This is a genomic window from Vibrio sp. R15-SG3-ISO1B, from assembly GCF_059833835.1.
The window spans coordinates 70,586-83,043 of record NZ_JCBDGG010000031.1; the positions used below are offsets into that span (position 1 = coordinate 70,586).

A 12,458-nucleotide genomic window follows, 5' to 3' on the forward strand; every position below is an offset into this window, starting at 1 on the left:
GATAACTGATTATATTACCATTTTTTCTTGGCACCAAAGAGCACGTCCATATCGTCTTGACGTTCTTTCTCTTCGATTTGGTGTAACTCTTCCGCGTTGCGTGATTGACGTTTCTGCTCAAGCTGATCATACATCTCCTGCAGCTTTTCTCTCGCTTGGTTGGAGTAAGCGTCATTTTTGGTGCTTAATGCATCCAAGCCTTTGCGCAGCAGTTGAATCGCGGTACCCGGTTGGCCACGTACGATGGCATCGTTGGAACGTTTGATAACATTTTCGATATTGATGCGAATCTGAATGGTTTCCAGACGCGCGTTCTCAGTGACGAAAGTCTGAGTGTCTAGGCGTCCTTTGTTATGTTCGCTGCGAACGGTATCACGAAGACGTTTCACTAGCTTAAGCATCACAATGGCTTGTTTGTCACTGGTTGGCACCTTGAAAGCGGTACTCTCACCTGACTCACTATTTTTCAATTGAGCAATTTGTTGTTTGACGGATTCAACACGCTGTTCCAATTGTTTGTTCTTCGGATCCAGTTCATACATGCTTTGCAATGAATCTAAGATACGATTGTTTAAGCAAACGAGTAGCTCTTTACTATAAGGAAGGTGGTGCGCGTGACCGATAAGTTCTTCTGTTGCATCAATGATTTGCAGGTAACGTGAGCTTTCTTGTTTCTTGGCCGTTTCAACTTTCACTTTATACTGAAGCATAATGTTGTAGCCAAGAACGAGAACCAACAAGATGGCAACGAGCGCTATGATTAAACCAATATTCATAAATTCCGTATCTTATGTTCCGTCATGGTTAGCAGTTAAGGATACATGATCCATCGCCGCTAGACACTTTTTTATATTATTACTCAACAGATTATTTAAAGTAATGAAAAACATCAACTGCTGAGCAAATCTGTGCCTCTGCTTGCAAAACATCCGCTTGAATCCAATTTGGTTATGCTTTTGCGTCGCATTTAAAGCATAGGACTATTATTTTAAGCCTAGAGGCGTTATAACTAAATATTATAAAATATGTTGGCACATGCCGTGCGTAGGTAAGGGAATACGAGGTCGAGAATGAAATTACAACAATTGAAGTACATTGTTGAGGTGGTCAATCACAATTTGAATGTCTCCGCGACGGCGGAAAGTCTTTATACATCGCAGCCTGGCATCAGTAAACAAGTACGATTACTTGAAGATGAGCTCGGCATTCAAATATTTGAGCGCAGCGGAAAACACCTTACCCAGGTAACGGGCGCGGGCCAAGACATTATTCGTATTTCTCAAGAGATCCTCGCGCGTGTTGAAAGCATCAAAGCGGTCGCCGGTGAGCACACTCACCCGGAGATGGGCACGCTCAATATCTCAACGACCCATACCCAAGCGCGTTATGCCTTGCCGGATGTGATCAAAGGGTTTACGGCGCGATACCCTAAAGTCTCCCTTCACATGCACCAAGGCACCCCTTCGCAAATGTCAGAAGCGATTGCGAAAGGCACTGCCAACTTTGCCATTGCGACGGAAGCACTGCACCTTTACCAAGATGCTATCATGTTGCCGTGTTACCACTGGAATCGCTCTATTGTGGTACCTAAAAATCACCCATTGGCGCAGAAAGCTCAGGTGACCATTCAAGATCTTGCCTCATACCCTCTGGTGACTTACGTCTTCGGCTTCACAGGCCGCTCTGAGCTCGACACGGCCTTTAATAAGGTTGGTTTAACGCCAAGAGTCGTGTTCACTGCGACCGATGCAGATGTGATTAAAACCTATGTAAAAATGGGCATGGGAGTCGGCGTGATTGCCAGCATGGCGATTGACAAAACTCAGGATACCGATTTGGTTTCCATCGATGCAAGCCACATCTTTGGCGCCAGCACCACCAGTATCGGGTTCCGTCGTGGTACCTTCTTGCGCTCTTACATGTTTGATTTTATGGAGCGCTTTGCGCCGCACTTGACTCGCCCTGTGGTTGAGCAAGCTCTGACGTTAAAATCCAACGCCGAAATTGAAGAGATGTTTAAAGACATCGAACTGCCAGTGCGATGATCGAGAGGCACTTCCAAGCGCTGGATGACTATTTACGCCAACATCAAGTCTATTGGCGTTTTGAGCCTTTTCTCGCGAGCAGCGCCTCTTCTCTACCTTGGCAAGCGATTAACCCCGATCTTTGCCATTGGTTAGATACCTTGTCGGAAGAAGAAATTGAGCAGTACAAATCGGATACCGATGCGCTGCTCGCCGCGATGACGCTACATTTTCCTGAGCTAGGCAGTATCAAAGCGCTTACCGATTTATCGCTCTATTCACTACCTACCGCGAGCCATCTATCGACAGACGTTGAGAGCGTGTCACTGCCTCGCGGATTAGAGAAAGGGATCCCCGGCAGAAAACTTCGACAGATCACCTTAATGGGCACTGCAGCGCTAACGCATCATAAAGGTGATGAATGGTTGGAGTGGTGTTCGGGCAAGGGTTACCTTGGCCGTATATTGGCGAGTCAGTCTCAGCAAAACGTCACCAGTTTCGAGTACCAAGCGGCTCTCTGTCTATCTGGGCAAACGGAAGCGGATCAGATGGGCTTGACGATGACGTTTGTTCAAGGCGATGCATTGAGCAACGAAAGCCAATCGGTACTAAAGCCCAATCAACACGCGGTGGCGCTTCACGCGTGTGGTGATTTACACGTTTCACTCATGCACAAGTCCATTGCCGCAAAGCTGCCCGCTATAACCTTATCACCTTGCTGTTATCATTTAATCGAAGGTGAGACCTATCAAGCTCTCTCGGCTCAAGGAAAGGCATCAAGCCTTGGATTAACCCAGCAAGAACTGCGGATCCCGCTACAAGAAACCGTGACTGGCGGCGAGCGAGTCAAACGCCATCGCCAACTGGAAATGAGGTATCGATTAGGTCTCGATTGTCTGTTTCGTCAAGCGTTGGATTATCGTCACTATGAGCCGATCCCCAGTGTAAAAAAATCACAGTTATCCGAAGGCTTTGAGTCGTTTTGTCACTGGGCATGTCAACAAAAGGGGATAGAATTACCGAGCGTTGACTTTGCTGACTATGAACAGCAGGGGATGAGGCGTTATTGGCAGATGGAGCGATTGAGTCTTTGTCAGCAAGTTTTTCGCCGTGTGCTTGAACTGTGGCTAGTGATGGACAAAGCGCTCTACCTAGAGCAGAACGGATACCGTGTCTACGTAGGCGAATTTTGTTCGAGAGAAACCACGCCGCGCAACATTTTAATCCATGCTGAACGTCAGTCGTGACTGAAGTCTACCCGCCTCTCTTTTTTGTTACTGCACTGTTAAAAGTTGCTTCCTTTTTCATCACCTTGTTGGTAATAATGAATACCATGCTCATACATGAAGCATGGGTATAACTATTACAAGCACACCCTCATTAATTACAAACACAACATCGTTATTGCTTATATCAAGGAGTTAAGATGAAAGCAGGTAAAATCTTTGCCACCGCAGTACTGGCCAGTGCGGCGCTTCTTAATGCAACCTCTATTGCAGCGAAAACTGCTACGGTTGCCGTTTCACAGATCGTTGAACACCCAGCGCTTGATGCGACTCGTCAAGGTCTATTAGATGGTTTGGCAGCGAAAGGGTACAAACAGGGCGAAAACCTAGAATTCGATTATAAAACCGCACAAGGTAACCCAGCGATTGCCGTTCAGATCGCTCGTCAGTTTGTTGGTGAAAACCCAGATGTATTGGTAGGCATTGCAACGCCGACGGCGCAAGCCTTGGTGTCGGCAACGCGTAACATTCCAGTGGTATTTACGGCGGTCACGGATCCAGTGGGCGCGAAACTGGTTAAGCAACTGGAACAACCGGGCAAGAATGTCACCGGTCTTTCCGACCTCTCGCCTGTCAAGCAGCATGTTGAGCTTATCCAAGAGATCTTACCTGAAGCCAAGTCTATTGGTGTGGTGTTTAACCCAGGTGAAGCCAATGCGGTGACGTTAGTCGAGCTGTTAAAAGAGGCCGCTGCGGAAAAAGGCCTAACGGTGGTCGAAGCGACGGCGCTGAAAAGTGCGGACGTTCAGTCAGCGACACAAGCCATTGCGGCCAAATCTGACGTAATTTACGCACCGACCGATAACACCGTTGCCAGCGCGATCGAAGGTATGATCGTGGCGGCAAACCAAGCGAAAACACCCGTGTTAGGCGGAGCAACTTCCTATGTAGAAAAAGGTGCGATTGCAAGCTTGGGCTTTGATTACTACCAAGTCGGCGTGCAAACTGCCGATTATGTCGCCGCGATTCTAGAAGGCGCTGAGCCAGGGACATTGGATGTCAAAGTGGCGAAAGGCTCTGATCTCGTGGTTAACAAAACGGCGGCTGATAAACTCGGCGTCACGATTCCTAGCGCCGTGATTGAACGAGCGACAAGCGTGAAGTAATTCACTGACGAGGGAGGCGCGTTCTCCCTCACCTCTCACCTGAAAAACGGAGAGTATTAGCAGAAAAGGGAGTTTTTATGTCTGCTTTCGCTTTTTTTGGTGCACTTGAGATTGGATTGATCTACGGCCTTGTGGCACTTGGCGTGTACCTTACCTTTCGTGTACTTGATTTTCCTGACCTAAGTGTTGATGGTAGCTTTCCTATGGGAGCCGCCGTGGCGGCGACTGCGATAGTTGCGGGCATTAACCCTTGGGTTGCAACCTTTATGGCTATTGTTGCCGGAGCGATGACAGGGTGGGTCACGGCCTTTCTTGCCGTGCGCTGTGGCATCTTGCATCTGTTGGCGTCGATACTCACCATGATCGCCGCATTTTCGATCAATATTCGCATCATGGGTCGCCCTAACATGGCGTTGTTGGGTGAAGATACCATTCTGACACCGTTCGAAACGATGGGCGATCCCATGTTGGTTCGACCGCTGTTAGTGGGCGTGTTGGTTCTGTTATCTGCATGGTTCGTCATTCGACTGCTCAACAGTGATTTCGGTTTAGGGCTGAGAGCGACGGGTGTCAATGCGCGCATGGTCTCAGCACAAGGTGCAAGCACCTCCTTTTACACCTATTTTGGCCTTGCTCTATCCAATGGATTCGTGGGTTTCGCGGGGGCCTTGTTTGCGCAGACCAATAGCTTTGCCGACGTGACCTCCGGGGTCGGAACGATCGTTGTCGGTCTCGCGGCGGTGATTCTTGGTCAAACTTTGATCCCGGGTCGACGAATTTGGGTCGCGGTGGTAGCGGTGATCGTCGGCTCTGTGCTCTACCGTTTGGCTGTCGCCTTTGCGCTCAGCTCTGGCATGTTCGGTTTACAAGCTTCTGATCTTAACTTAGTGACAGCAGTATTGGTTGCGCTAGCACTGATTGCACCGAAGTTGAAAGGCAACATAAAGGCAAAAAAGCCTAGTCCTGCCGAGGCACCACGGGCGTCAAAGCAAAACGATAGCAATGGAGGCGTCGCATGATTCGGCTAAAAGATATTCAAGTCACCTTTAACCCAGGGACCATTTTGGAAAATCGCGCGCTAAGAGGTGTCGATCTTGAGGTACCTCAGCATCAGTTTTTAACCGTGATCGGCTCAAACGGTGCGGGTAAATCGACGCTGCTTGGTGCCGTCACCGGTGAAACACCTATGGTGGGTGGACAAGTAGTGATTGATGAACTGGATGTGACAAGACAAACGGTTTCCCAGCGCGCCAGTCAATGTGCGCGCGTGTTCCAAGATCCGTTGGCAGGCACTTGTGGTGAGCTCACCATTGAAGAGAACATGGCGCTAGCCTATATGCGAGGCAAAAAGCGCGGTTGGAGTCTTTCCTTGTCGAGCAAACGGCGTCGTCTGTTTCAAGAGCGCATCAGCATTTTGGGCTTAGGGTTGGAAGACCGCTTGGGTGATAACATTGGTCTTTTGTCTGGCGGGCAGAGGCAAGCAGTCAGCTTGGTGATGGCCACTTTATCGGACAGCAAGTTACTCTTGCTTGATGAACACACCGCCGCGTTGGACCCACGTATGGCCGCGTTCATTATTGATTTGACCAAAACCATTGTCAGTGAGTTCAACTTGACCGTCATGATGGTAACGCATTCGATGAAAGATGCACTTGCGTGTGGCGATCGCACTGTGATGCTCCACCAAGGTGAAATTGTACTCGATGTTCAAGGTCAGCAACGAGCGGGCATGACAGTGCCTGATTTGCTCGAGATGTTCACCAAAGTACGGGGCGAAGAACTGGCCGACGACAGTCTACTGCTCAATTAACGGCATGCATCCTAGAGAGTGTGTTTCTCTAGGATGCATTTTCTAACAGCGTTGCTTGATAACGCTCAATATGATCAACGATAGGCTGAGCTTTGTTGAAGGTGCGAATTTCGCGAAACAGCGCATCAGCTTGTGGGTATTGCTGACGCAAATAGGAGAACCACTGCTTCACGCGGTTCGGGTAGTAGAGCCCTTTATCGCCTTTCATCTCATACTGAGAATAGACCAGTAGCAGCTTGACGACGTCTTCCCACGGCATGGGGGCGTGATTGTGTTTGACCACGTTGCCAAGATTGGGCACGTTGAAGGCGCCTCGGCAAACCATGAGTGAATCGACTCCAGTCGTCTCGATACACGCTTGGCCATCTTGATAGTTCCAGATCTCGCCGTTGGCGATCAGTGGGATAGAAAAACGTTGTCGAATCTGGTCAATGTATTCCCACTTAATTTCGCTCGCTTTGTAGCCGCCTGTTTTGGTGCGCGCATGCACAGTGAGCTCATCGGCGTTGGCCGATTGAATGGCATCAACAATCTCGAAGCAATCTTCCGGGTTCTCCCAACCTAAACGGATTTTAGCGCTGACAGGAACGCGCGGATCCACTGCGTCGCGGCAGGCTTTGACGACATTGTGAATCAATTCAGGATGCTGCAATAAGGCGGCGCCACCTTTACTTTTATTCACAAGTTTGGCCGGGCAACCAAAGTTAAGGTCAATCCCTCTTGCACCCAACTCTACTGCACGCAAGGCATTTTCCGCCATCCAATGCGGATCTTGCCCAAGCAGTTGGACATGAACAGGCACGCCTGATTTGGTTTGAGAGCCTTGTTGTAATTCTGGACAAAGACGATGAAAAACGTGCTCTGGTAGTAATTGGTCCACGACACGGACAAACTCGGTGACGCACAGATCGTAATCATTAATATCTGTGAGAATTTCTCTCATTAAATGGTCAAGGACGCCCTCCATCGGGCCAAGAACAACGCGCATAACACTCACCTCTTTGCGGGAGGCGTGATTCTAGTGGGTTCGCTTTCGATTGTCACTAGCTAGGGGTATAATGCGACGGTTTCTCCCAATCCAAAAGAAGCTAGATGACCTATCAATTGTTAATCCTTGACCCCGCCACCTGTGAAGAATCGCCTTTGTTTATTGAAGGACTTACCTTGGCCGCTAACCTAGCGACCAAGCCACTTGCCCCGCTGCAGTGGGTGGGTGAGATCTTGTCTGATCAGGTTGATGCGAATCTTATCGAGTCACATATCACCGCGCAGTACAGTGCGATCAAACGTAATGATTACTCACTGCTTGCGTTACTGGCTGAGCCGCGAGATGAGCAGCTGGCCGATGTGGCAGAAGGCTTCATGACCTTGTGGCCGACGATTGAAACCCAGTGGCAAGGCCTGACCTTGAGCGATGGCACGGAGCGCATGTTACAGGCACTATTGACCACCATGATGCTGGCCATTGATCAAGAACAAACCCAACAGCAAATGCGTGAAGCGGGCATCGATACGCCGCCAGCGTTAGAGGATTTGGTTGACCAATTAGATCTGATGCTGATCGAAGTGGCACAAGCGGCCGACGAGCAATTAGTCGGCGCGAAAGCGCAAAGCGTCAATCCTTACAAATCGATCGGTAGAAACGATCCTTGTCCGTGTGAAAGCGGCCGAAAATTCAAACAGTGCTGTGGTCAATAGAACAAAATACCGAGATGTAGGTCGAAAGACTGGGTCTACGTGTAAAAAAGGAACCTAAATGAAAAAATTAGCCGCTCTATTTTTGATGAGTTGTTCTGTCCTTGCTGCGCCGAAAGATGAGCTCAACGCGCGCCTACAAAAAACCGAAGGCTTCAGTGCCAATTTCAGTCAAAAAGTGGTCAGCCCAGAGGGCGACGTCGTTATGCAAGGTGAGGGGACAGTCGATATTTCGCGACCCAGCCTCTTTCGTTGGGAAACGACGCTACCCGATGAGAACTTATTGATCTCTGACGGCGAGAGCTTGTGGTACTACAGCCCGTTTATCGAGCAGGTGAGCATTTATTCGCAAGAGCAGGCGACGGAGCAGACACCTTTCGTGTTGCTTACCCGCAATCGAGCCAGTGATTGGGATAACTATCGTGTCAGTCAAGAGGGCGACCAGTTTACCCTTATTCCAACTGCTGAGGATTCAAACCAAGGCCAGTTTCGCTTAGAAATTAACTCGAAAGGTGCGGTCAAAGGGTTTAGCGTGGTGGAGCAAGATGGGCAAACCAGCAATTTTGTCTTTGATGATATTCGCCTTGGCAAGCCGTCGGCAGATAAGTTTACGTTCAAAATCCCAGAGGGTGTGGAAGTGGACGATCAAAGGAACTAATGGTGAGTAATTACTCGTTAGACTTCTCAGGGGACGAAGATTTTCGTCCTCTTGCCGCTCGGATGCGCCCGCAAACGGTGGAGCAATACATCGGCCAGCAACATATTCTCGGCGAAGGTAAACCGCTGCGCCGTGCATTGGAGGCTGGTCACATTCACTCTATGATTTTATGGGGGCCACCGGGCACCGGAAAAACCACCTTAGCGGAAGTGGCGGCGAATTACGCCAATGCTGAAGTGGAGCGAGTCTCGGCCGTTACCTCTGGGGTGAAAGAGATTCGCGCTGCGATTGAAAAAGCACGTGAAAACAAACTGACAGGTAGACGCACCATCCTATTTGTGGATGAGGTGCACCGTTTTAACAAATCACAACAAGACGCTTTTCTGCCACATATTGAAGATGGCACTGTCACATTTGTTGGTGCTACGACAGAAAACCCTTCGTTTGAGCTCAATAACGCGCTGTTATCACGAGCTCGCGTGTACAAACTGACTTCGCTTTCTCAAGCGGAAATCCGCCAAGCGCTGGATCAAGCGATTAACGATACCGAGCGCGGACTCGGCCATATTGACGCGGACTTTGGCGAAGGTGTGTTAGAACGGCTTTCTGAGCTAGTGAATGGTGATGCACGAATGTCACTCAATTATCTCGAGCTGTTGTACGACATGGCTCAAGATGATGCGCAGGGGCGCAAAGCCATTACCTTGCCGCTGCTTGCCGAAGTCGCGGGTGAAAAAGTCTCCCGTTTTGATAACAAAGGCGATATTTGGTACGACCTGATTTCTGCGGTGCATAAATCCATCCGAGGGTCTAACCCCGACGCTGCGCTTTATTGGTCGGCGAGAATGATTGCCGCAGGGTGCGATCCTCTTTATATCGCAAGACGCCTGTTGGCGATTGCGTCGGAAGATATTGGTAATGCGGATCCAAGAGCCATGCAAGTGGCGCTATCGGCTTGGGATTGCTTTACCAGAGTCGGGCCTGCCGAAGGTGAGCGAGCTATCGCGCAAGCGGTGGTGTACCTCGCTTGTGCGCCAAAGAGTAACGCGGTTTATAGTGCCTGGAAACAAGCTTTGGCCGATGCACACAACCTGCCTGAGTACGAAGTGCCTGTCCATTTACGCAATGCGCCCACTAGCTTGATGAAAGACTTGGGTTATGGCGCGGAGTATCGCTACGCGCATGATGAGCCAGGTGCCTACGCCGCAGGCGAGCGCTACTTGCCACCAGAAATGAGTGAAACGCGATACTATCAGCCGACCAATCGTGGCTTAGAAACGAAAATTGGCGAAAAGTTAGATTACTTGGCTAGTTTAGACGCAAAAAGCCCACAAAAGCGCTATGAATAAGCGCCTATTTTAGATACATTTATTCGGTTGTGGTTTTGGTCAAGCACCACAGTGGCAGGCCAAAATCAGAAACGCACATTCTTAAAGCACATTATTGATAAGCATAGGGTTAACAATGCTGGATTCTAAATTACTTCGTACAGAGCTGGATGACACAGCTGCAAAACTAGCGCGCCGAGGCTTTAACCTTGACGTTGAGACAATCCGTACACTTGAAGAGCAACGCAAGTCGATTCAAGTCGAAGTTGAAAATTTACAATCCACTCGTAACTCCATCTCCAAGCAGATCGGTCAATTGATGGCGAAAGGTGACAAAGCCGGCGCAGAAGAGATCAAAAAGCAAATCGGTTCTCTTGGTAGCGATCTTGACGCGAAAAAAGCGGAACTGGACGTGATTATGGCGAAGCTCGATGACATTACGTTATCTGTGCCTAACTTGCCAGCAGAGGATGTGCCAGACGGTAAAGACGAAAACGACAACGTGGAAATCTCACGTTGGGGTGAACCTAAAACTTACGACTTCGAAGTGAAAGATCACGTCGATTTAGGTGAGATTGCAGGCGGTCTTGATTTTGCTAGCGCCACCAAGATCACCGGCGCGCGCTTTATTGTCATGAAAGGCCAGTTTGCTCGCCTTCACCGTGCGATCGCACAGTTCATGCTGGACTTGCATACCGAGCAGCACGGCTACACGGAAATGTACGTGCCGTACCTTGTTAACTCTGACAGCTTGTTTGGCACAGGACAACTACCTAAGTTTGGTAAAGACTTGTTCCATACCGAGCCGCTTGAAGAGAAAGCCAGCGACGAAGAGCTACGTCGTCTTTCATTGATTCCTACGGCAGAAGTGCCAGTGACCAACATGGTGCGTGACACCATCTCTGATGAAGCGGATTTGCCTCTAAAGATGACGGCTCACACCCCTTGTTTCCGCTCTGAAGCGGGATCGTACGGTCGTGATACGCGTGGTTTGATTCGTATGCACCAATTTGACAAAGTTGAGCTGGTTCAAATCACCAAACCAGAAGATTCAATGGATGCACTGGAAGAGCTAACGGGTCATGCTGAGAAAGTCCTGCAACTGCTTGAACTTCCTTACCGTAAAGTAGTGCTATGTACCGGTGACATGGGCTTTGGTGCGCGTAAGACTTACGATTTGGAAGTCTGGGTACCGGCGCAGCAGACCTACCGTGAGATTTCATCTTGTTCAAACATGTGGGACTTCCAAGCTCGTCGGATGCAGGCGCGTTTCCGTCGTAAAGGCGAGAAGAAGCCTGAGTTGGTCCACACACTTAATGGCTCTGGCCTCGCAGTGGGTCGTACTATGGTGGCGATTCTTGAGAACAACCAGCAAGCTGATGGCCGTATTGAGATTCCTGCTGTGCTGCAACCTTACATGGGCGGCGCGACGCACATTGGTTAATGACCTATCGGGGTCATCATCGTTGAAATAGCTAGGGGCTGATGTTGAACATCAGCCCCTTTTTTATGATTTGATTTGAGTCACATCGGACTAGAGCGTCATCTCGCCGCGCAGCACCTGTTGCATTTGCACTTTTACCTCGTCGTAAGAGAGGTTTTGGCTGAGCAAATAATGCAGTTTGGCTAGCGCCGCTTCGCGCGTCATATCAAAACCGCTGATCACGCCTGCTTCAGCCAAGGCGCAGCCTGTTGCGTAACCGCCCATGTTGACTTTACCCGCCAAACACTGGGTTAAGTTCACGACGATCACACCACGTTCAGACGCCTCTTGAAGATGAGCCAGAAGCTGTGGGTTTTGCGGCGCGTTGCCAACACCAAAAGTCAGCAGAATCATCGCATTCACAGGTTGTAGCAGGGTGTTGCGAATGACTTCATGCGAGATGCCAGGGTACATGGTAATGACGCCAATCGGCTGAGGGGTAATATCATGCACTTTAAACTCGCCACTCGGCATTTGGCCTACCGTGACATCTTTGCTCACTTGAATATTAATACCTGCTTCCAACAGAGGAGGTAAGTTGGGTGATGTAAAAGCATTAAAGCCGTCGGCATGAGATTTTGTGCTTCGGTTACCGCGCATCAGTTTGTTGTTAAAAAACAGCGTCACTTCGTTGATGGGGTAATTGGCAGCGATGTGCAGGGCATTGAGCAAATTCGCTTGGCCGTCAGAGCGCAGTTCTGCCAGTGGAATTTGTGAGCCTGTCACAATCACGGGTTTACCTAAGTTCTCCAGCATGAAAGAGAGCGCGGACGCGGTGTACGCCATGGTGTCGGTGCCGTGAAGAATGACAAAACCGTCGTACTTGTCGTAGTTATCACGGATGTCGTCAGCAATTTGTTGCCAGTCGGCCGGGGTCATGTCGGACGAATCAATCAGCGGGTCGTATTCGTGAATGGTGTATTCAGGCATTTCTGGGCGGTGGAACTCCGGCATACTTGCGAGCTGTTTTTCCATAAATCCAGCCACCGGCACGTAACCGTGATCGTGTGACTTTTTCATGCCAATTGTTCCGCCTGTGTAGGCGATGTAGATATGTTTTCTAGCCAT

At 49.5% G+C, this 12,458-nt stretch carries 12 protein-coding genes; 9 read left to right on the forward strand and 3 right to left on the reverse strand.

The window, feature by feature from the left end:
• Nucleotides 1-14 precede the first annotated feature (14 nt).
• Nucleotides 15-776 (reverse strand): DNA repair protein, encoded by a 762-nt coding sequence (locus AC6R0S_RS09280; protein WP_334552563.1) that lies wholly within the window; start codon nucleotides 774-776, stop codon nucleotides 15-17.
• A 294-nt stretch (nucleotides 777-1,070) separates the two neighbouring features.
• On the opposite strand from AC6R0S_RS09280, the gene cysB reads away from it, so the two are divergent.
• The 5 genes from cysB (at nucleotide 1,071) to AC6R0S_RS09305 (ending at nucleotide 6,226) form a co-directional block, all read left to right on the forward strand.
• Nucleotides 1,071-2,045 (forward strand): HTH-type transcriptional regulator CysB, encoded by a 975-nt coding sequence (gene cysB, locus AC6R0S_RS09285; RefSeq protein ID WP_334552562.1) that lies wholly within the window; start codon nucleotides 1,071-1,073, stop codon nucleotides 2,043-2,045.
• Nucleotides 2,045-3,271 (forward strand): methyltransferase, encoded by a 1,227-nt coding sequence (locus tag AC6R0S_RS09290; protein WP_500632691.1) that lies wholly within the window; start codon nucleotides 2,045-2,047, stop codon nucleotides 3,269-3,271. The genes cysB and AC6R0S_RS09290 overlap by 1 nt, the downstream gene beginning before the upstream one ends.
• 179 nt (nucleotides 3,272-3,450) lie before the next feature.
• On the forward strand, nucleotides 3,451-4,416 hold the full coding sequence (locus AC6R0S_RS09295; protein ID WP_334552561.1) for an ABC transporter substrate-binding protein: 966 nt from the start codon (nucleotides 3,451-3,453) through the stop codon (nucleotides 4,414-4,416).
• A 77-nt stretch (nucleotides 4,417-4,493) separates the two neighbouring features.
• Complete coding sequence (locus AC6R0S_RS09300; protein WP_334552560.1) at nucleotides 4,494-5,435, forward strand: ABC transporter permease; 942 nt, start codon at nucleotides 4,494-4,496, stop codon at nucleotides 5,433-5,435.
• Complete coding sequence (locus AC6R0S_RS09305; RefSeq protein ID WP_334552559.1) at nucleotides 5,432-6,226, forward strand: ABC transporter ATP-binding protein; 795 nt, start codon at nucleotides 5,432-5,434, stop codon at nucleotides 6,224-6,226. The genes AC6R0S_RS09300 and AC6R0S_RS09305 overlap by 4 nt, the downstream gene beginning before the upstream one ends.
• A 28-nt stretch (nucleotides 6,227-6,254) precedes the next feature.
• Here AC6R0S_RS09305 and dusC read toward each other — a convergent pair whose 3' ends face one another.
• On the reverse strand, nucleotides 6,255-7,214 hold the full coding sequence (dusC, locus tag AC6R0S_RS09310) for a tRNA dihydrouridine(16) synthase DusC (RefSeq protein WP_500630320.1): 960 nt from the start codon (nucleotides 7,212-7,214) through the stop codon (nucleotides 6,255-6,257).
• Nucleotides 7,215-7,318: 104 nt separating this feature from the next.
• On the opposite strand from dusC, the gene AC6R0S_RS09315 reads away from it, so the two are divergent.
• From AC6R0S_RS09315 to serS, 4 genes are all read left to right on the forward strand, one after another.
• On the forward strand, nucleotides 7,319-7,924 hold the full coding sequence (locus AC6R0S_RS09315) for an SEC-C metal-binding domain-containing protein (RefSeq protein WP_500630319.1): 606 nt from the start codon (nucleotides 7,319-7,321) through the stop codon (nucleotides 7,922-7,924).
• Nucleotides 7,925-7,982: 58 nt separating this feature from the next.
• Nucleotides 7,983-8,579, forward strand: coding sequence for an outer membrane lipoprotein periplasmic chaperone LolA (gene lolA, locus AC6R0S_RS09320; RefSeq protein ID WP_500630318.1), 597 nt, complete (start codon nucleotides 7,983-7,985; stop codon nucleotides 8,577-8,579).
• A 2-nt stretch (nucleotides 8,580-8,581) separates the two neighbouring features.
• Nucleotides 8,582-9,928, forward strand: coding sequence for a replication-associated recombination protein A (locus AC6R0S_RS09325; RefSeq protein ID WP_500637787.1), 1,347 nt, complete (start codon nucleotides 8,582-8,584; stop codon nucleotides 9,926-9,928).
• Nucleotides 9,929-10,043: 115 nt separating this feature from the next.
• Entirely contained in the window at nucleotides 10,044-11,351 is a 1,308-nt protein-coding gene (serS, locus tag AC6R0S_RS09330; RefSeq protein WP_334552554.1) for a serine--tRNA ligase, read from the forward strand.
• 90 nt (nucleotides 11,352-11,441) lie between these two features.
• Here serS and ansA read toward each other — a convergent pair whose 3' ends face one another.
• On the reverse strand, nucleotides 11,442-12,458 hold the full coding sequence (gene ansA, locus AC6R0S_RS09335) for an asparaginase (RefSeq protein ID WP_334552553.1): 1,017 nt from the start codon (nucleotides 12,456-12,458) through the stop codon (nucleotides 11,442-11,444).

Coding starts and splice junctions, on each gene's coding strand:
- AC6R0S_RS09280 (WP_334552563.1), bottom strand. CDS start 776: ATGAATATTGGTTTAATCATAGCGCTCGTTGCCATCTTGTTGGTTCTC.
- cysB (WP_334552562.1), top strand. CDS start 1,071: ATGAAATTACAACAATTGAAGTACATTGTTGAGGTGGTCAATCACAAT.
- AC6R0S_RS09295 (WP_334552561.1), top strand. CDS start 3,451: ATGAAAGCAGGTAAAATCTTTGCCACCGCAGTACTGGCCAGTGCGGCG.
- AC6R0S_RS09300 (WP_334552560.1), top strand. CDS start 4,494: ATGTCTGCTTTCGCTTTTTTTGGTGCACTTGAGATTGGATTGATCTAC.
- AC6R0S_RS09305 (WP_334552559.1), top strand. CDS start 5,432: ATGATTCGGCTAAAAGATATTCAAGTCACCTTTAACCCAGGGACCATT.
- dusC (WP_500630320.1), bottom strand. CDS start 7,214: ATGCGCGTTGTTCTTGGCCCGATGGAGGGCGTCCTTGACCATTTAATG.
- AC6R0S_RS09315 (WP_500630319.1), top strand. CDS start 7,319: ATGACCTATCAATTGTTAATCCTTGACCCCGCCACCTGTGAAGAATCG.
- lolA (WP_500630318.1), top strand. CDS start 7,983: ATGAAAAAATTAGCCGCTCTATTTTTGATGAGTTGTTCTGTCCTTGCT.
- serS (WP_334552554.1), top strand. CDS start 10,044: ATGCTGGATTCTAAATTACTTCGTACAGAGCTGGATGACACAGCTGCA.
- ansA (WP_334552553.1), bottom strand. CDS start 12,458: ATGGCTAGAAAACATATCTACATCGCCTACACAGGCGGAACAATTGGC.